19 protein-coding genes are annotated in these 16,801 nt (G+C 69.3%); 17 read left to right on the forward strand and 2 right to left on the reverse strand.

The window, feature by feature from the left end; all coding sequences use genetic code 11:
* From FV560_RS12525 to FV560_RS12560, 8 genes are all read left to right on the forward strand, one after another.
* Positions 1 to 777, forward strand: coding sequence for a purine nucleoside phosphorylase YfiH/LACC1 family protein (locus FV560_RS12525; protein WP_159621872.1), 777 nt, complete (start codon positions 1 to 3; stop codon positions 775 to 777).
* A gap of 45 nt (positions 778 to 822) precedes the next feature.
* A complete protein-coding gene (locus FV560_RS12530; RefSeq protein ID WP_159621873.1) occupies positions 823 to 1,302 on the forward strand; it encodes a cell division protein SepF in 480 nt (159 codons plus the stop codon).
* 1 nt (position 1,303) lies between these two features.
* The gene (locus tag FV560_RS12535) at positions 1,304 to 1,597 is read left to right on the forward strand and encodes a YggT family protein (RefSeq protein ID WP_159621874.1); all 294 of its coding nucleotides are present in this window, start codon (positions 1,304 to 1,306) and stop codon (positions 1,595 to 1,597) included.
* Between the two features lie 102 nt (positions 1,598 to 1,699).
* Positions 1,700 to 2,410, forward strand: coding sequence for a DivIVA domain-containing protein (locus tag FV560_RS12540; protein ID WP_159621875.1), 711 nt, complete (start codon positions 1,700 to 1,702; stop codon positions 2,408 to 2,410).
* An 82-nt stretch (positions 2,411 to 2,492) separates the two neighbouring features.
* The gene (gene lspA / locus FV560_RS12545) at positions 2,493 to 3,119 is read left to right on the forward strand and encodes a signal peptidase II (RefSeq protein WP_159621876.1); all 627 of its coding nucleotides are present in this window, start codon (positions 2,493 to 2,495) and stop codon (positions 3,117 to 3,119) included.
* Positions 3,112 to 4,038, forward strand: coding sequence for an RluA family pseudouridine synthase (locus FV560_RS12550; protein ID WP_159621877.1), 927 nt, complete (start codon positions 3,112 to 3,114; stop codon positions 4,036 to 4,038). Before lspA ends, FV560_RS12550 begins: the two co-directional genes overlap by 8 nt.
* Positions 4,031 to 4,297, forward strand: a complete 267-nt coding sequence (locus FV560_RS12555; protein WP_159621878.1) for a GNAT family N-acetyltransferase — start codon at positions 4,031 to 4,033, stop codon at positions 4,295 to 4,297. The genes FV560_RS12550 and FV560_RS12555 overlap by 8 nt, the downstream gene beginning before the upstream one ends.
* 4 nt (positions 4,298 to 4,301) lie before the next feature.
* Positions 4,302 to 4,781, forward strand: a complete 480-nt coding sequence (locus FV560_RS12560; RefSeq protein WP_159621879.1) for a YqaA family protein — start codon at positions 4,302 to 4,304, stop codon at positions 4,779 to 4,781.
* Here FV560_RS12560 and FV560_RS12565 read toward each other — a convergent pair whose 3' ends face one another.
* Positions 4,782 to 6,047, reverse strand: a complete 1,266-nt coding sequence (locus FV560_RS12565; protein ID WP_159621880.1) for an aminotransferase class I/II-fold pyridoxal phosphate-dependent enzyme — start codon at positions 6,045 to 6,047, stop codon at positions 4,782 to 4,784. It lies immediately after the preceding gene.
* Positions 6,048 to 6,191: 144 nt separating this feature from the next.
* Between FV560_RS12565 and dnaE the strand changes: the two genes are divergently transcribed.
* Positions 6,192 to 9,743: a DNA polymerase III subunit alpha gene (dnaE, locus tag FV560_RS12570; protein WP_159621881.1), complete on the forward strand. Its 3,552-nt coding sequence runs from the start codon at positions 6,192 to 6,194 to the stop codon at positions 9,741 to 9,743.
* 3 nt (positions 9,744 to 9,746) lie between these two features.
* On the opposite strand, the gene FV560_RS12575 is transcribed toward dnaE, so the two are convergent.
* The gene (locus tag FV560_RS12575; protein ID WP_159621882.1) at positions 9,747 to 9,983 is read right to left on the reverse strand and encodes an RNA-binding S4 domain-containing protein; all 237 of its coding nucleotides are present in this window, start codon (positions 9,981 to 9,983) and stop codon (positions 9,747 to 9,749) included.
* Positions 9,984 to 10,017: 34 nt separating this feature from the next.
* Between FV560_RS12575 and hisD the strand changes: the two genes are divergently transcribed.
* From hisD to FV560_RS12620, 8 genes are all read left to right on the forward strand, one after another.
* Positions 10,018 to 11,412: a histidinol dehydrogenase gene (hisD, locus tag FV560_RS12580; RefSeq protein ID WP_159621883.1), complete on the forward strand. Its 1,395-nt coding sequence runs from the start codon at positions 10,018 to 10,020 to the stop codon at positions 11,410 to 11,412.
* A 170-nt stretch (positions 11,413 to 11,582) separates the two neighbouring features.
* Positions 11,583 to 11,843, forward strand: coding sequence for a PspC domain-containing protein (locus FV560_RS12585; protein ID WP_159621884.1), 261 nt, complete (start codon positions 11,583 to 11,585; stop codon positions 11,841 to 11,843).
* A 184-nt stretch (positions 11,844 to 12,027) separates the two neighbouring features.
* On the forward strand, positions 12,028 to 13,152 hold the full coding sequence (locus tag FV560_RS12590; protein WP_235020100.1) for a histidinol-phosphate transaminase: 1,125 nt from the start codon (positions 12,028 to 12,030) through the stop codon (positions 13,150 to 13,152).
* On the forward strand, positions 13,149 to 13,769 hold the full coding sequence (gene hisB, locus FV560_RS12595) for an imidazoleglycerol-phosphate dehydratase HisB (protein WP_159621886.1): 621 nt from the start codon (positions 13,149 to 13,151) through the stop codon (positions 13,767 to 13,769). Before FV560_RS12590 ends, hisB begins: the two co-directional genes overlap by 4 nt.
* Entirely contained in the window at positions 13,766 to 14,566 is an 801-nt protein-coding gene (locus FV560_RS20145; protein WP_200837649.1) for a hypothetical protein, read from the forward strand. Before hisB ends, FV560_RS20145 begins: the two co-directional genes overlap by 4 nt.
* Positions 14,563 to 15,177 carry an imidazole glycerol phosphate synthase subunit HisH gene (gene hisH / locus FV560_RS12610; protein WP_159621888.1) on the forward strand — a complete coding sequence of 205 codons (615 nt, stop codon included), beginning with the start codon at positions 14,563 to 14,565 and terminating at the stop codon, positions 15,175 to 15,177. Before FV560_RS20145 ends, hisH begins: the two co-directional genes overlap by 4 nt.
* A 41-nt stretch (positions 15,178 to 15,218) precedes the next feature.
* Entirely contained in the window at positions 15,219 to 15,950 is a 732-nt protein-coding gene (gene priA, locus FV560_RS12615; RefSeq protein ID WP_159621889.1) for a bifunctional 1-(5-phosphoribosyl)-5-((5-phosphoribosylamino)methylideneamino)imidazole-4-carboxamide isomerase/phosphoribosylanthranilate isomerase PriA, read from the forward strand.
* The gene (locus FV560_RS12620; RefSeq protein WP_235020101.1) at positions 15,947 to 16,696 is read left to right on the forward strand and encodes an SseB family protein; all 750 of its coding nucleotides are present in this window, start codon (positions 15,947 to 15,949) and stop codon (positions 16,694 to 16,696) included. The genes priA and FV560_RS12620 overlap by 4 nt, the downstream gene beginning before the upstream one ends.
* Positions 16,697 to 16,801 lie beyond the last annotated feature (105 nt).

The following is a 16,801-nucleotide window of genomic DNA, read 5'->3' on the forward strand; positions in this document are numbered from 1 at the left end:
GTGCTGACCGCCGACCTGGGACCCGGCGTCTGGGCTGGGTTCACCACCCGGGCCGGTGGTCGCAGCAGCGCCCCCTACGACACGTTCAATCTGGGTGCGGCGGTAGGAGACGAACCCGCAACCGTCGCGGCGAACCGCCGCATGCTGAGCGACCGGGCTGGCGCTCCGGTCGTCTTCCTGAACCAGGTCCACGCCTGCGACGTCCTGTTCGATCCGCAACCCGGGCGGCCGGTGGGCGAAGAGCCGGCGGCCGACGCCGTCGTGCTGACCGATCCCTGCGCTGCGGCCGCAGTTCTCGTGGCGGACTGCCTCCCGGTGCTGCTGGCCGGTGTGGACCACCGAGGCGTGCCAGGGGCGGTGGCTGCGGTCCATGCCGGGCGCCGCGGAGTCCTTGCCGGGATCGTCGGGCAGGCAATCGCGCAGATGCGCGAGGCGGGCTTCGAGGTGCGGCGTGCGGCCGTCGGCCCGGCCATCTGCGGACGCTGCTACGAGGTGCCCGAGCAGATGCAGCGCGAGTGCGTCGCGATGCTCCCGTCACTGGCTGCGCACACCTGGCACGGGACCCCGGCGCTCGACCTCCGTGCCGGAGTCCGGGCGCAGCTGGACGCTGCTGGGGTGACCGAGGTGGACGACCACGCCGTGTGCACGCGTGAGGACCCGCGGCTCTACTCCTATCGGCGCGATGGCCGCACAGGAAGGTTCGCCGGCGTCGTGCGTCTCGAACGACACGCCGAGTCGCTTGGTGCTGGTGGGCAACGACACTGGTCTAGCGTCTAGACAGACGCCGATCGTCCGGTTGGCCCGATCAGAAGAGGAGCAGGCATGGGAGCGCTGCGCAAGACGATGCTGTACCTCGGCCTCTCCGAGGCTGAGGCCGAGCGCGAGGAACGATACGCCGAGGAGTCCTACGTCGACGGGTACGAGCAGGTCGACAACGACCACGAGGACGACGACTACGTCGGCGCGGTACAGGAGGCTCAGGTGACCCCGATCAGTCAGGCCGCCTCCCACAGCGGCCACAACCTACGTCGGATCACCACCGTGCATCCGCGCACCTACACCGATGCGAAGTCCATCGGCGAGGCGTTCCGTGCGGGGACTCCCGTGATCATGAACCTCACGGATATGACCGATGCCGAGGCCAAGCGTCTCGTCGACTTCTCCGCGGGCCTGATCTTCGGCCTGCACGGAAGCATCGAGCGGGTCACCAACAAGGTGTTCCTGCTCTCACCGGCCACGGTCGAGGTGGCCAGCGAGCGTCACGAGCCGGAGACCACGACCCGATTCTTCAACCAGAGCTGACGTGGGCTGGCTCTTCGGGATCCTCTATCTCCTGGTCCTGCTGTTCCTGGTTGCCATGCTGGTCCGGATGGGCTTCGACTGGGTGAGCCATTTCGCGAGGGACTGGAAACCGCGGGGCCTCGCCCTCATCGTTGCCGAGGTCGTCTACACGCCGACCGACCCGCCGTTGCGTGCCTTGCGTCGCCTGATCCCGCCTCTGCGGATCGGGGGCATCGCGCTCGACGTCGGCTTCCTGATCCTGCTCTTCGCCTGCTGGATCCTGCTTGCGATCCTGGCAGGCTTGGCGTCAATGTGACGCGTACGATGTCATCATCCGCTACGGTGATCTCGCTGAACCCCCCAAAACTTCGTGTCAGCACCATCGCTGAACCGACCGACACAGACCGAGGTGACGAGAATGGCTCTGCTCACGGCAGACGACGTCCTCAACAAGAAGTTCCAACCCACCAAGTTCCGTGAGGGGTACGACCAGGACGAGGTGGACGACTTCCTCGACGAGGTCGTCAACACCCTCCGGGTCGTGGGTGGCGAGAATGAGGAGTTGAAGGCCAAGCTCGAGGCTGCCGAGCGGCGTATCGCCGAGCTGTCGAACGGCGCTCCGGCGCCTGCGGAGCCCGCTGCCGAGCAGACGACGCAGTTCTCACCGGTGGCCGCCGAGGAGCCCGCCGAGCAGGCCGCACCGGCTGAACAGCCCGTGCACGACGCGCCGGCGGAGCCGGCGGCGCCGGATGCCGAGGCAGCGGCCGCCGCGATGACTGCCGGTGGGACGGAACCGGAGTCGGCGACGGGCATGCTGCAGCTCGCCCAGCGTCTGCACGATGAGTACGTCAACAACGGCAAGGCCGAGGCCGAGCGCCTACTGTCCGAAGCCCGCCTGGAGGGTGAGCGCCTCACCCGGGAGGCCGACGAGCAGCGCAACCGCACGCTGAGCCAGCTCGAAAGTGAGCGTTCGCTCCTGGAGCGCAAGATCGACGAGCTGCGCGTCTTCGAGCGCGACTACCGGACCCGGCTCAAGAGCTACCTGGAGGGTCTGCTCAGCGACGTCGAAGGTCGCGGCAGCATCGCGGCTCAGTACAGCGGCGACGAGAGCGAGTCACGTCGCCCGTAGGCGGAGCCCCAGAGCACTGTTGAGACGGCGGGTCCCCGCAGCCGGGGGCCCGCCGTCGTCATGACCGAGGAGACCGACCGCCATGGCTGGCGCATCACGCACGCACGACGAGGGGCACGACGACCGCGCCGACGACCTGGCGACCGACACCTCCCCTGTGCGCCCTCGCGCCCGCGGCCTCCTGCTCGCACTCGCTCTGGTGATTCTGGTGGTCGACCAGGTCTCCAAGCAGCTGGTTCTGGGCCGGTTGGAGGAAGGTGGCTACCAACCGCTCCTCGGTGACCTCCTGGGCTTCAGCCTGGTCTTCAATCCCGGAGCGGCATTCTCCTTCGCCGAGGGCTCCACATGGATCTTCACCATCGCAGCCGTCGTGGTCACCGTGGTGATTCTCGTTCTTGCCCGCCGGCTCAGATCCCGGTCTTGGGCGCTGGTGCTGGGTGGACTGCTCGGCGGCAACCTCGGCAACCTGGTCGACCGCCTGTTCCGCGAGCCCGGCTTCGGAGTGGGCCACGTCGTCGACTTCATCAACTACGCCGGCTTCTTCGTCGGCAATATCGCCGACATCGCGATCGTGGTCTGCGCTATCGGCATCGCCCTGCTGAGCTTCCGGGGGGTTCCGCTCAGCGGACGACCGGTCAGCAAGCCAGCACCGGCCGAGGACGACTCGCAGGACCCACCGGCGCATCGCGGAGAGGACCGCGATGACTGACGTGCGGTCGATGCCGGTCCCGGACGGCCTCGCCGGCGAGCGCGTCGACGCGGCGCTGGCACGCCTTCTCGGACTGAGCCGCACCAAAGCTGCCGAGCTGGCCGCCACCGGTGCAGTGCTGCTCGATGGGCGCGAGCTCGGCAAGTCCGACCGCCTGACCGCCGGCGGGTGGCTCGAGGTCACCATCGCGGACCTGTCTCCGGAGCCGGCCACGCCACCCGAGCCGGTGCCCGGGATGGCCATCCGCCTCGATGACGACGACATCGTGGTCGTCGACAAGCCGGTCGGGGTAGCCGCCCATCCGAGCCCGGGATGGAACGGGCCCACGGTCATCGGTGGCCTGGCGGCCGCTGGATACCGCATCGCTACCTCAGGGGCAGCCGAGCGGCAAGGGGTCGTGCACCGTCTCGACGTCGGCACCTCCGGGCTCATGGTCGTGGCCAAGAGCGAGCGCGCCTACAGCACGCTCAAGCGTGCCTTCAAGGAACGCACTGTCGAGAAGGTCTACCACGCCCTCGTGCAGGGGCACCCGGACCCGACGGCCGGCACTGTCGACGCACCGATCGGACGCCATCCCAAGCATGACTACAAGTGGGCCGTGGTCGCCGACGGGCGCCCCAGCATCACCCACTACGACACCCTCGAGGCGATGACCCGGGCGACGTTGCTCGAGATCCACCTCGAGACCGGGCGCACCCATCAGATCCGGGTGCACATGTCCGCGATCGGCCACCCCTGCGCGGGAGACCTGACCTATGGGGCCGACCCGGTGCTCGCCCGGCGCCTAGGGCTGCAGCGGCAGTGGTTGCACGCAATGCGACTGGGCTTCACCCATCCCGGCTCCGGCACCTGGGTCGAGGTGAGCAGCACCTATCCCGAGGACCTGCAGCACGCCCTCGACGGGCTGCGCGATGCCTGACGTGCACGTCGTGACTGTCGATGCCGCCGCCCCGCAGGCCGTGGCGCGCGTGCACGCCATCCGGTTCGAGGTGTTCGTCGATGAGCAGGGCGTGGCGCGTTCGGACGAGCGGGATGAACGGGACCGCGAGCCGGGCACGGTGCACCTGCTCGCTGTGGGGGAGGCGCACTCAAGTCACACGGCGAGTGCCGAGCACTACCAGGAGGCTGGGATCTGGCACCGCGACGCTGTGAAGCCGCTTCGGCCCGGCGGGGCTTGAGGGGGTGGGCGCCGACTGGTGGTCGCTGGCAGCGGCGTTCGGTTACTGCGCCCTGTCGGCGGTCGTCATGGTGCTACCGGCCGAGGCCTACCTCGTGGGTGCGGCGCTGGTCACTGACGTCCCGCCGCTCTGGTTGGCCCTCGCGGGGGCGATCGGTCAGGTCGCCGGGAAGATGCTCTCCTACCTGGTCGGGCGCGGCGTCCTGGACGTGGCACGGTGGCGTGCTCGTCCGAACAAGCGCTGGCGGGAGCGGATGCGCAGGATCGAGGAGTGGTGCACCAGGCACGCCTGGGGACCGCTGGCCGTCACCGGGGTCAGTGCCTTCGCCGGGGTTCCTCCCTACGCGCTGGTGGCGGTGCTCGCCGGGTCGGTGCGGATGAGGTGGTGGTCCTTCGCTGCGATCTCGATCGTGGGCAGATTCGGCCGGTTCTGGGCAGTGGTGAGCATCCCGCACCTGCTCCCGGACGTTCTCTTCGGTCTCTGATCAGGGCGCTGCGTTCCTCAGTCTCGTCAGCCGCTGCATCGCCTCGGCGATCGTGGCCTCGGATTTGACGAAGGTGAAGCGCACCCATCGGCGCAACGACTCACTCACCGGGGAGCCGGTGGTCGTGAATGCGGTCGCTGGGACGGCGACCACCCCGCACAGTTCCGGCAGCCGACGACACAACTCGGCGCCGGTGCTGATGCCGGTGCCTGCGAGTGGTCCGGTGAGGAGCGCGGTGGCGTCGGCCATGACGAAATAGGTCCCCGCCGCGGGAACGGGAGGCAGGCCGGCCGCGCGCAGCCCCTCGGTCAGCTGGTCCCGTCGGCGTGCCAGGGAGGTACGCAGCCCGCTCAGCCAGTGGGCATCCGGGCCATTGGTGGTCTCCAGGCCGAGGGCGAGGGCTACCGCAGGTTGGAACGGTGCGCCGCTGGTGTAGGTGAGGAACTGCTTGACGGCGCGCACTGCGTCCACCAGCGGTGCCGGCCCGCTGACCCAGCCGATCTTCCACCCGGTCACCGAGAACGACTTCCCGGCCGAGGAGATCGTCAGCGTGCGTTCGGCCATCCCGGCGAGCGTGGCGATCGGGAGGTGAGCGACGCCGTCATAGGTCAGATGCTCGTACACCTCGTCGGTCACCACGATCGCATCGTGGGCCTGCGCCAGCCGGGCCACCTCCGCCAGCTCGGCCGTCGTGAGCACCGCGCCGGTCGGATTGTGCGGGCTGTTCAGCAGGATCACGCGGGTACGATCGCCGACGGCGGAGCGCAGGCTCTCGAGGTCGAGCCGCCAGCCGTCGGGGCCGGGGCGCAGCGCCGCCCGCGTGTGGCGCGCCCCGGCGAGGGCGATCGTGGCCGCATAGGAGTCGTAGTAGGGCTCCAAGGTGAGGACCTCGTCCCCGGGGCCGGCCAGGGCGAGCACGGCTGCGGCGATCGCCTCGGTCGCCCCGGTGGTGACCAGCACCTCGCTGTCGGGGTCCAGGTGCAGCCCGTAGTGCCGATGCTGATGGTCGGCGATCGCCCGCCGGAGCCCGGGAGTTCCGGGGCCGGGCGGATACTGGTTGACGCCGTCGAGGATGGCTTTACTCGCCTCCGCCGTCACAGTTGCGGGACCGGGTTCGTCCGGGAAGCCCTGCCCGAGGTTCACCGCCCCGGAACGGGTGGCCAGCGCCGTCATCTCGGCGAAGATCGTCGGCTTGGTGGCGCCGTCGGGGGTGAGCAGGCCGGCGGCTGCGGCCACCTGCTGCCAGGGGCGGGAGGGGAAGCTCATGGGGCCTCTCTGGGAGTGAATGATGCCTGCGATCGTAGTGGTCTCCCCGGTGCCAGCTGCCGGCGCCACCGGGTTCTGACGAGCTCCCGGTCGACCCGTGTGGGCGCCCCCTGCTCGTCGGTGGCACCTCGTAGACTGGCACGCATGGCAGCCGATTTCGTCCACCTGCACGTGCACACCGAATATTCGATGCTGGACGGAGCGGCCCGCCTGGACGACCTGTTCTCCGAAGCCCAGCGCCTGGGGCAGAGCGCGGTGGCGATCACCGACCACGGCTACCTCTTCGGGGCCTATGACTTCTGGTCCAAAGCTCGCAAGTACGGGATCAAGCCGATCATCGGCGTCGAGGCGTACGTCACCCCGGGCACCAGCCGGTTCGACAAGTCCCGGGTGCGATGGGGCGAGGCCGACCAGGCCAAGGATGACGTCTCTGCCCGCGGTGCGTACACGCACATGACGATCCTCGCCAAGGACACTCCGGGGATGCACAACCTGTTCCGGATGAGCTCCCTGGCCTCGCTGGAGGGGCAGCTCGGCAAGTGGCCACGGATGGACCGCGAGCTGCTGGAGACCTATAGCAAGGGGCTGATCGCCACCACAGGATGCCCCTCGGGTGAGGTGCAGGTCCGCCTGCGCCTGGGCCAGTACGAGGAAGCGGTCCGGGCGGCGGGCGAGCTGCAGGACATCTTCGGCAAGGAGAACTACTACGTTGAGCTGATGGATCACGGGCTCGACATCGAGCGCCGGGTCACCCAGGACTTGCTGCGGCTGGCCAAGGAGATCAACGCCCCACTGCTGGCGACGAACGACCTGCACTACACCAAGCACGAGGATGCCCACGCCCATGAGGCCCTGCTGTGCGTGCAGTCAGGCTCCACGATGGAGGAGCCGACCTACGACCAGGGCGGGAAGCGGTTCGCCTTCGGCGGCAGCGGCTACTACCTCAAGTCCGCCGAGGAGATGCGCGAGCTGTTCGCCGAACTGCCCGAGGCGTGTGACAACACCCTCCGGGTGGCCGAGCAGTGTGAGGTGGCCTTTACCGAGGAGGTGGGCCGGTACATGCCCCACTATCCGGTGCCGGAGGGGGAGGACGAGGTCTCCACCTTCGTCAAGGCCGTCGAGGTCGGGCTGCAGGAGCGATACGACGGTGCCGTTCCGGATTCCTCCCGCAAGCAGGCCGAGTACGAGATCGAGGTGATCACCGGCAAGGGCTACGCCGGCTATTACCTCGTGGTCGCCGACTTCATCAACTGGGCCAAGGAGAACGGCATCCGGGTGGGGCCGGGCCGCGGGTCGGGTGCCGGGTCGATCGCGGCCTACGCCATGAGCATCACCGAGCTGGACCCGCTCGAGCACGGGCTGATCTTCGAGCGGTTCCTCAACCCCGAACGTGAGTCGATGCCCGACTTCGACATCGACTTCGACGAGCGCCGGCGCGGGGAGGTGATCAAGTACGTCAGCGACAAGTACGGCGAGGACAAGGTCACCTACATCGTCACCTACGGCACCATCAAGGCCAAACAGGCCCTCAAGGACGCCTCCCGTGTGCTGGGGTACCCGTTCGCGATGGGGGAAAAGCTCACCAAGGCGATGCCGGCTGCCGTGATGGGCAAGGACGTCTCACTGGCCGGCATGTTCGATCCGGAGGACAAGCGATATGCCGAGGCGGATGAGTTCCGATCGGTGGTCAACTCCGACCCTGAGGCCCAGCGGGTGCTGGAGACGGCGCGCGGCCTGGAGAACCTCAAGCGCCAGTGGGGCGTGCACGCGGCGGGTGTGGTGATCGCGAGCGAACCGCTCCTGGACATCATCCCGATCATGCGTCGTGAGCAGGACGGCGCCGTGATCACCCAGGTGGACTTCCCAGCCGGTGAGGATCTCGGCCTGGTGAAGATGGACTTCCTCGGACTGCGCAATCTCACCATCCTCGATGACGCCCTCGAGAACATCGTGGTCAACGGCAAGGAACCGGTGCGGGTGGAGGAACTCACCCTGGACGACCGGGCCACCTACGAGTTGCTCGGACGGGGGGAGACGCTCGGTCTCTTCCAGCTCGATGGCGGGGGTATGCGTTCGCTGCTGCGGATGATGAAGCCGGACAACTTCGAGGACATCTCCGCCGTCGGCGCCCTCTACCGGCCCGGTCCGATGGGTGCGAACTCCCACACCAACTACGCGCTGCGCAAGAACGGCCAGCAGCCGATCACCCCGATTCACCCCGAGCTTGCCGAACCTCTGGAGTCGATCCTCGGTACCACCTACGGCCTGATCGTCTATCAGGAGCAGGTGATGGAGATCGCGCAGAAACTGGCCGGGTACTCGCTCGGCCAAGCCGATCTGCTCCGACGCGCGATGGGTAAGAAGAAGAAGTCGGTGCTCGATGCCGAGTACACCAACTTCGAGGCCGGGATGAAGGCGAATGGCTACTCCGCCAACGCGGTGAAGACGTTGTGGGAGATTCTGCTGCCGTTCTCCGACTATGCCTTCAACAAGGCCCACTCGGCAGCCTATGGGGTGGTCTCCTACTGGACCGCCTTCCTCAAGGCGCACTACCCGGCCGAGTACATGGCCGCCTTGCTGACCTCCACGCGCGATGACAAGGACAAGTCCGCCCTGTACCTGGGCGAGTGCCGGCGGATGCGGATCACGGTGCTGCCACCGGACGTGAACGATTCGGCCGCACAGTTCACCCCGGTCGGGGCGGACATCCGCTTCGGCCTCGCCGCAGTACGCAACGTGGGGCAGAACGTGGTGGCCGCGATCGCCAAGGCGCGGGAAGAGAAAGGAGCGTTCACCTCCTTCACCGACTTCCTCGACAAGGTCCCGGCGGTGGTGTGCAACAAACGCACCATCGAGTCCCTCATCAAGGCGGGGGCGTTCGATTCGCTCGGGCACACCCGCCGTTCGCTGCTGATGATCCACGAGCAGGCGGTCGATGCCGTCATCGGAGTCAAGCGCAAGGAGGCCGAGGGGCAGTTCGATCTGTTCGCCGGGCTCGGTGGCGACGACGACGGCGATGGCTCCTCAGGTTTCTCCGTGGAGGTACCGGACCTACCGGAGTGGGACAAGAAGCAGAAGCTCGCCTTCGAGCGGGAGATGCTCGGCCTGTACGTCTCCGACCACCCCCTCTCGGGTATCGAGCACGTGCTCACCCAGGCGGCGGACGTCTCCCTCGCCACCCTCACCACCGATGAGACCAGGGCGGACGGGTCGACGGTCACGATCGCCGGTCTCATCACCTCCCTCCAGCGGAAGATGTCCAAACAGGGCAACCCCTGGGCCGCCGTCACGATCGAGGACATGGAGGGCTCGGTCGAGGTGATGTTCTTCGGTGAGACCTACCTGGCCTACTCCACGGCGCTCGCCCAGGATCAGGTGGTGGTGGTCAAGGGCCGGATCCGGCGCAGGGACGAGACCCTCTCGCTCCAGGCGATGGAGGTGACGCTGCCGGACGTGACAGCGGGGGAGTCGGCCCCGGTCACGGTGCGGATCGCCGAGGCTCGATGCAGCGAACCCGTGCTCCTGCAGCTACGGGACGTGCTCTCCACCCACCCCGGGGTCACCGAGGTGCACGTGCGGCTCACATCGCCTGGCCGGGCGACGGTGATGCGACTCGAGGACGCGCTTCGCGTGGAACGCACCCCAGCGCTGTTCGGGGATCTGAAGGCGCTCCTGGGGCCGAACTGCCTGGTGTGAGCCTCAGGCTGTGATCTGCAGCCTCCGGACGCCGGTGGGAAGGTCGACCTCGATCTCGTCACCGGCCACGAGCTGACGGCCCCGGCGGGTCTCCACCTGCCCGTTGACCTGGACCGCGTCGTCGGCAAGCAGCAGCCGGGCCGACGCCCCGTCCTCCACCAGCCCGGCGAGCTTGAGCAGCTGGCCGAGGCGGATCATCTCGTCACTGATGGGCACAGGTTCAGCGGCTGGGCGACTCATCGCACCATTATCGCCCCGCCGTAGACTCGGGCCCATGCTGCGCACCATCGATCTGCGAGGACGGACCCTTACCCCGGCCGAACTCCGGGAGGCACTGCCGCGAGCCGAGGTCAATATCGACGTCGCCACCGAGCGGGTGCGTCCGATCCTGCACCGGGTGCGCCACGAGGGTGCCCAAGCTCTGGCCGACCTTGCCGAGACCTTCGACGGCGTCCGGCCGCCCAGTCTGCGCGTTCCCGCCGAGGCGCTCACCCAGGCGTTGCAGGCGCTGGACCCCACCGTGCGGTCCGCGCTCGAGGAGGCGATCCGGCGGGCCCGCCTGGGCCACGAGGCACAGGTGCCGAAGGAGGCGACGACGTCACTCGGGCCCGGCGCGCAGGTACGTCAGCGCTGGGTTCCGGTGCAGCGGGTCGGCCTGTACGTCCCGGGCGGCCTGGCAGCCCTCGTCTCGTCGGTGGTCATGAACGTCGTGCCCGCACAGGTGGCCGGCGTGGGCTCGCTCGCCGTGGCCAGCCCACCGCAGAAGGACAACGACGGATTGCCCGACGCCGCGATCCTCGCCGCATGCGCCCTGCTGGGCGTGGACGAGGTCTACGCCACCGGGGGAGCGCAGGCGATCGGTATGTTCGCCTACGGCGTGACCACCGAGATCAACGGGATCAACGGGATCAACGGTACGAACGGTACGGCGGGTACGGGCGGTACAGGCGGTTCGGTAGATCCGGCGAACAGTTGCCCGCCCGTGGACGTGGTCACCGGGCCGGGGAACATCTACGTTGCCGCGGCCAAGCGTGCGGTGCTCGGTGTCGTGGGGATCGACTCCGAGGCCGGCACCACGGAGATCGCGGTGCTGGCCGACGAGACCGCCGACCCGGCCTTTGTCGCCGCCGACCTGATCTCCCAGGCCGAGCACGACCCCGCCGCGGGGTCGGTGCTGGTGACCGACTCGCCAGCGCTCGCCGAGGCCGTGGCCGCCCAGATCGGTCTCCAGGCCGACGAGGCCAAGCACGCACAGCGGATCCGGACCGCCCTGACCGGTGCCCAGTCCGGCATCGTGCTGGCAGACGACCTCGACCACGCCATCGAGGTGGTGGATGCCTACGCAGCCGAACACCTGGAGATCCAGACCGCCGATGCCGCGGCCGTCGCGGAGCGGATCCAGAACGCCGGCGCCATCTTCGTCGGCCCGCACTCCCCGGTGCCGCTGGGGGATTACATCGCCGGTTCCAACCACGTCCTCCCCACCGGCGGGACCGCCCGGTACGCGAGTGGCCTGGGTGTGCAGGCCTACCTGAAGTCGGTGCAGGTGATCTGCTACGACGCTCAGGGACTCGACGACGTCACCGATCACCTGGTGACCCTCGCCGAGTCGGAGGACCTGCCGGCACACGGGCGGGCCGCCACGCTCCGGCGCGAGCGCGGGCGCTGACCCAGGACTCCGGCCGGCCCTTCCCGGATCTGGGCTCAGACCGGATTCAGGGCCGATCTCAGGGCCGGTTTCAGGGCCGATCTCAGGGCCGGTTTCAGGGCCGGTTTCAGGGCCGGTTTCAGGGCGATCCCCGATGTGGGACCGGCCACGCCGGACCTAGCGTAGGTGGCATGACTCGTTTCTTCGATGCGATCCGCAACTTCGGCTACCGACGGGGACCAGACCGCCTGGTCGGTGGGATCTGCGGCGGCCTCGCCGCCCAGGCCAATGTCAGCGTGGTCCTCGTGCGCGTGCTGATGTTGATCGCGTTCCTGCTGCCCGGCGTGGGCCTGCTCGCCTACCTGATCGCCTGGATCCTCACTCCATGGCAGAGCGGGAGCATCCCGCTCGAGCGGTTCCTGGACCGGCTCAGCGGCCGCGACAACACCTGAGCTGGTCGCGGGGACCGGTGGCCCGCGCCATCCTGCGACCGCTGGGACCGGCGGCCGCAGGGACAGACAACCGCAGGCACCGATGACCGCACCATCAGAGCTGGCAGCACAGTCGGAGCACGGTCCAGTCCGCCACCCGGTCATCGGGGCGGAACAGGGCGCGGGCACGCCTAGACTGGCGTGCGTGCCCGATTCTCCCGCCCCCGAGCTTCCACTGCGTCCCGACCTCGTCGGTGAGCAGCCCTACGGCGCACCTCAGCTCGACGTCCCGCATCTGCTCAATGTCAACGAGAATCCCTACGCCCCGCCGGCAGAGGTGATCGAGGACATCGCAGCCTCCGTCACGGCGGCCTCGGCCGGGCTGAACCGGTACCCCGATCGTGACTTCCGTGACCTGCGGGGCGAGCTGGCCGCGTACCTGGAGCGGGAGTCCGGCGCGACTGGCCTGACCGCCGACCACGTGTGGGCCGCGAACGGGTCCAACGAGGTCATGCTCCACCTGCTGCAGGCCTTCGGCGGCCCCGGCCGTGCCGTGATGTCGTTCGGACCGACCTACTCGATGTACCCCGAGTACGCGCGCGACAGCCTCACTCAGTGGGTGGAGGGCAGCCGCCGTCCGGACTACTCACTCGACCCCGACGCGACCATCGCGCACATCGAGCAGGTGCGCCCCGCCGTCGTGCTGCTGGCCAGCCCCAACAACCCGACAGGAACGGCCCTGCCGCTGGACGACGTGCGTGCCATCGCTCGTGCGTGCGAGGGCACGGGGCCGGACGGTGCCGCGACGGTTCTCGTGGTCGACGAGGCCTATGCGGAGTTCCGCCGAGAGGGAACCCCCTCAGCACTGTCGGTGCTGGCCGACTTCCCGCACCTGGCGGTGGCCCGGACGATGTCCAAGGCCTTCGCCCTCGCCGGAGCACGTGTGGGCTACCTTGCGGCGGCGCCACGGCTGGTGGACTGCCTGCGCATCGTGCGCCTGCCCTACCACCTCTCGGCTGTGACGCAGGCGGTTGCACGCGCTGCGCTGCGGCACACCGATGCGCTGCAGGCGCAGGTGACGCAGCTGCGTGCCGAGCGAGACGCGTGCGTGACCTGGTTGCGAGACCAGGGTTTCACGGTGGCCGACACCGATGCGAACTTCGTGCTGTTCGGCCCGTTCGAGGACCGTCACGCCGTGTGGCAGGGGCTGCTCGACCGGGGCGTGCTCATCCGGGAGACTGGACCGAAGCAGTACCTGCGTGTCTCGATCGGGACCGCTGACCAGATGGCCGCCTTCCGGGGCGCACTGAAGGAGGTGACCGGCCGATGAGCCAGTCCGAGGAGCAGACGAGGCGGGTGGCGCGGATCGAGCGCACCACCTCCGAGTCGAGCGTGATGGTGGAGCTGGACCTGGACGGCACCGGTGCCGTGGATGTGGCCACAACCGTCCCCTTCTACGACCACATGCTGACTGCGCTCGGCAAGCACTCCCTCATCGACCTGACCGTGCGCGCCAGCGGTGACACCGACATCGATGTCCACCACACCGTGGAGGACACAGCGATCTGCCTGGGGCAGGCGCTGCGACAGGCCCTCGGAGACAAGTCCCGGATCGCACGCTTCGGTGACGCGCTCGTGCCCCTGGACGAGGCGCTCGCGCAGGCAGTGGTCGACGTCTCCGGGCGCCCGTTCCTGGTGCACTCCGGTGAGCCTGCCGGGCAGGAATACCACCTCATCGGCGGTCACTTCACCGGTTCGCTGACCCGGCACGTGCTGGAGGCGATCGCCTTCCACGCCGGCATCTGCCTGCACGTGCGAGTGCTGGCAGGTCGCGACCCGCATCACATCGTCGAGGCGCAGTTCAAGGCGCTGGCGCGGGCGCTGCGGGCCGCCGTGGCACCCGACGCCCGCGTCTCGGGGGTGCCCTCGACCAAGGGACTGCTGTGACCGGGCGGGAGGAGACTCCGCCTCCCGGGGAGCCGGAGTTCGACGCGGACGCCTTCGAGGCCGCCTTCGCGCAGGAGTTCGGTGAGGCTGTCGAGCCTGAGCGTGTAGTGCACGACCGTGCCGTGGACGACGCGGATGCGGATGAGGTCGCCGGCAGCAGTGACAATCAGGCCGACGGAGCCGACGGAGCCGACGGAGCCGACGGAGCCGACGGAGCCGACGGAGCCGATCGAGCCCACGAGGCCGGTGCGGCGAATCCGGACGCCGGGCCCCGTCGTACCGGGTCCGATGCTGCCGACGAGCCTGCGCGCCGCCGGGTGGTCGCCGTTGTACTGACGCCGATTGCGTCCGCGCCGGCGCTCGCGGGGCTGTGCGCGATGGCGAAGATCGACGCCGACATCGTGCCCACTCGCCGGGGTGCGCTCGCGGCCCGGGTGATCGAGACCAGCGCCGACGACCCGAGTGAACTGCTCGGCGGCCCGCCCGCCGAGGCGGATGAGCTGGCGGTCACGCTCTCACGCACCTCCAAGGCCGGGGTGGTGTTACTGACCGCGCGTCTCGGGACCGGCGACGAGGGTCTGACCGGCACGATCACGGGCCGCCAGTACACCGCAGGAGAGGCCGGTGAGGAAGTCGCCGCCGGACTAATGCTCGCTCACGCCGACGATGTCGTCGAGCAGATCCTGCTCGGCATGCTCGCGCCGGCCGATGCACCGGGCCGGCTCGCACCGAAGGAGCTGAGCCGTTGGCAGGCAGCGCGGCTGCTCTCGAAGGCGACCAAGAGGAAGCGTCCATGAGTACCCACCGCGTCGTCGTCCTCGACTATGGATCGGGCAACGTCCGCTCCGCTGTCCGCGCTCTCGAACGCGTCGGCGCAGCGGTCGAGCTCACCGCCGATCCGGAGGCAGCCCTCGCGGCAGATGGGCTCGTCGTGCCCGGAGTTGGGGCGTTCGCCTCCGTGATGGAGGGGTTGCGCAGCGTCGGCGCCCCGCGACTGATCGACCTCCGGCTCGCCGGCGGCCGGCCGGTGCTCGGGATCTGCGTCGGCCTGCAGGTGATGTTCACCCGCGGCGAGGAGCACGGTGCACCGGCCGAAGGGCTCGACCAGTGGGAAGGCGTCGTCGAACGGCTGGACGCCCCCGTGGTGCCGCACATGGGCTGGTCTACCGTCGAACCCCCCGAGAACAGTGCGCTCTTCGCGGGAATCGAGCGTGAACGCTTCTACTTCGTCCACTCCTACGCAGCCCGCAGCGCGCCTGACTTCGTCGACGTCACCTGGTCCCAGCACGGACCGACGCGATTCGTCGCCGCCGCCGAGAACGGCCCGCTGCGCGCGACCCAGTTCCACCCGGAGAAGTCCGGGGACGCCGGAGCCGAGCTGCTGCGCAACTGGCTGGGCACTCTCTGACTCCCGCTCCATTACCGACCGCCCCAGAAAGGTCCTCTCACGTGAGCACCCGTTTGCAGCTGCTTCCCGCCGTCGACGTCGCCGACGGTCAGGCCGTCCGCCTGGTCCAGGGTGAGGCCGGGTCCGAGACCCACTACGGCGCCCCGATGGACGCCGCGATGGCGTGGCAGTCCGACGGCGCGGAGTGGATCCACCTGGTCGACCTGGACGCGGCATTCGGGCGCGGGTCCAATGCCGAGCTGCTGGCCGAGGTGGTCGGAGCGCTGGATGTGGACGTCGAGCTCTCCGGCGGCATCCGTGACGATGACTCGCTCGAACGCGCGCTGGCGACCGGGTGCCGCCGCGTGAACCTCGGGACCGCGGCGCTGGAGAACCCGGAGTGGACGGCACGCGCGATCGCCACGCACGGCGACCGGATCGCCGTGGGCCTGGACGTGCGCGGTTCGACGCTGGCCGCACGTGGCTGGACCCGTGACGGCGGTGACCTGTGGGAGGTGCTCGCGCGCCTGGATGCCGATGGCTGCTCGCGCTATGTGGTCACCGACGTGACCAAGGACGGCACCCTCAAGGGCCCGAACCTCGACCTGCTACGGCAGGTCTGCGAGACCACCGACGCCCCCGTGGTCGCTTCCGGCGGTGTGTCGAGTCTCGCTGACCTGGAGGCACTGCGCACACTCGCCGACGCCGGAGTCGAAGGAGCGATCGTGGGCAAGGCGCTCTACGCGGGAGCCTTCACCCTCCCGCAGGCGCTGGACGTGGCCGGGAGGCCGTGATCGACTCCCACGCCTGCGACGGCGCATCGGCGCCGGGCCCACCCGGGCGGGCGTTGCCACCCACGTCGCCCCACGCCGGCGATGACGGCACCGCCCCCGGAGCACTGGCGGCAGCGCTGGTCGTCGGCGCGGACCGCCGCCTGCCGGCCGTGGTCGCGGCCCTGGCTGAGGTCCGGGTGCTGGTGCCCGTGGTCGCCCAGGTGGAGGAGATGGCCGAACCCGGTGCCGACGGGATCGCGGGGGAGAAGTCGGCCTCGGCCGCGATGGTGACCGTGGCCGCTCCCGACGGACGCTCGGCCATCCCGGTGTTCTCCAGCATGGCCACGCTGCAGCGGTGGCGTCAGGACGCCCGACCGATCCCGGTGGAAGCACCACGGGCGGCTCTCGCGGCGGCCTCCGATGCCGACGGGCTGCTGGTGCTGGACCCGGGTGGACCGGATACGGTGCTGATTCCGCGGCCGGCGGTGTGGGCGCTGGCGCAACAGCGACCATGGACCCCGGCGAGCGAAGACCCTGAGGTGAGGGCCGCCGTCGAGAGGGCCGTGGGGGCCCTCCCTGAGGTGGCCGCGGTACGGGTCGAGCCCGGACGTCAGGCCGAGATCCGGGTGGTGCTGGGACTGCCCGCCGGGCTTGACCGGGGGCAGGTGGACCGGATTGTGGCGGCTGCCGGGCAGGTGCTCGCCGCGGACGAGACGGCCGCCGACCGGGTGGACTCCTTCGAACTGCAGGTCCGGGCATATCCGTGAGCGAGATCGCAGTCCATGGCACTTCCGGTAGATGCGGGGGTGCGTGCTATCCTGAATGCTGACCGATCGGTCTGGCGTGTTTCACCTGGATGTGTAGGTGTGACA

Source organism: Ruania rhizosphaerae (genome assembly GCF_009805705.1).
In the GTDB taxonomy this organism is placed as follows: domain Bacteria; phylum Actinomycetota; class Actinomycetes; order Actinomycetales; family Beutenbergiaceae; genus Ruania; species Ruania rhizosphaerae.

Excerpts from the sequence above, each read along its gene's own strand:
- FV560_RS12530 (WP_159621873.1), top strand. The coding sequence starts at position 823 with ATGGGAGCGCTGCGCAAGACGATGCTGTACCTCGGCCTCTCCGAGGCT.
- FV560_RS12540 (WP_159621875.1), top strand. The coding sequence starts at position 1,700 with ATGGCTCTGCTCACGGCAGACGACGTCCTCAACAAGAAGTTCCAACCC.
- lspA (WP_159621876.1), top strand. The coding sequence starts at position 2,493 with ATGGCTGGCGCATCACGCACGCACGACGAGGGGCACGACGACCGCGCC.
- FV560_RS12550 (WP_159621877.1), top strand. The coding sequence starts at position 3,112 with ATGACTGACGTGCGGTCGATGCCGGTCCCGGACGGCCTCGCCGGCGAG.
- FV560_RS12555 (WP_159621878.1), top strand. The coding sequence starts at position 4,031 with ATGCCTGACGTGCACGTCGTGACTGTCGATGCCGCCGCCCCGCAGGCC.
- FV560_RS12565 (WP_159621880.1), bottom strand. The coding sequence starts at position 6,047 with ATGAGCTTCCCCTCCCGCCCCTGGCAGCAGGTGGCCGCAGCCGCCGGC.
- dnaE (WP_159621881.1), top strand. The coding sequence starts at position 6,192 with ATGGCAGCCGATTTCGTCCACCTGCACGTGCACACCGAATATTCGATG.
- FV560_RS12575 (WP_159621882.1), bottom strand. The coding sequence starts at position 9,983 with ATGAGTCGCCCAGCCGCTGAACCTGTGCCCATCAGTGACGAGATGATC.
- hisD (WP_159621883.1), top strand. The coding sequence starts at position 10,018 with ATGCTGCGCACCATCGATCTGCGAGGACGGACCCTTACCCCGGCCGAA.
- FV560_RS12585 (WP_159621884.1), top strand. The coding sequence starts at position 11,583 with ATGACTCGTTTCTTCGATGCGATCCGCAACTTCGGCTACCGACGGGGA.
- hisB (WP_159621886.1), top strand. The coding sequence starts at position 13,149 with ATGAGCCAGTCCGAGGAGCAGACGAGGCGGGTGGCGCGGATCGAGCGC.
- hisH (WP_159621888.1), top strand. The coding sequence starts at position 14,563 with ATGAGTACCCACCGCGTCGTCGTCCTCGACTATGGATCGGGCAACGTC.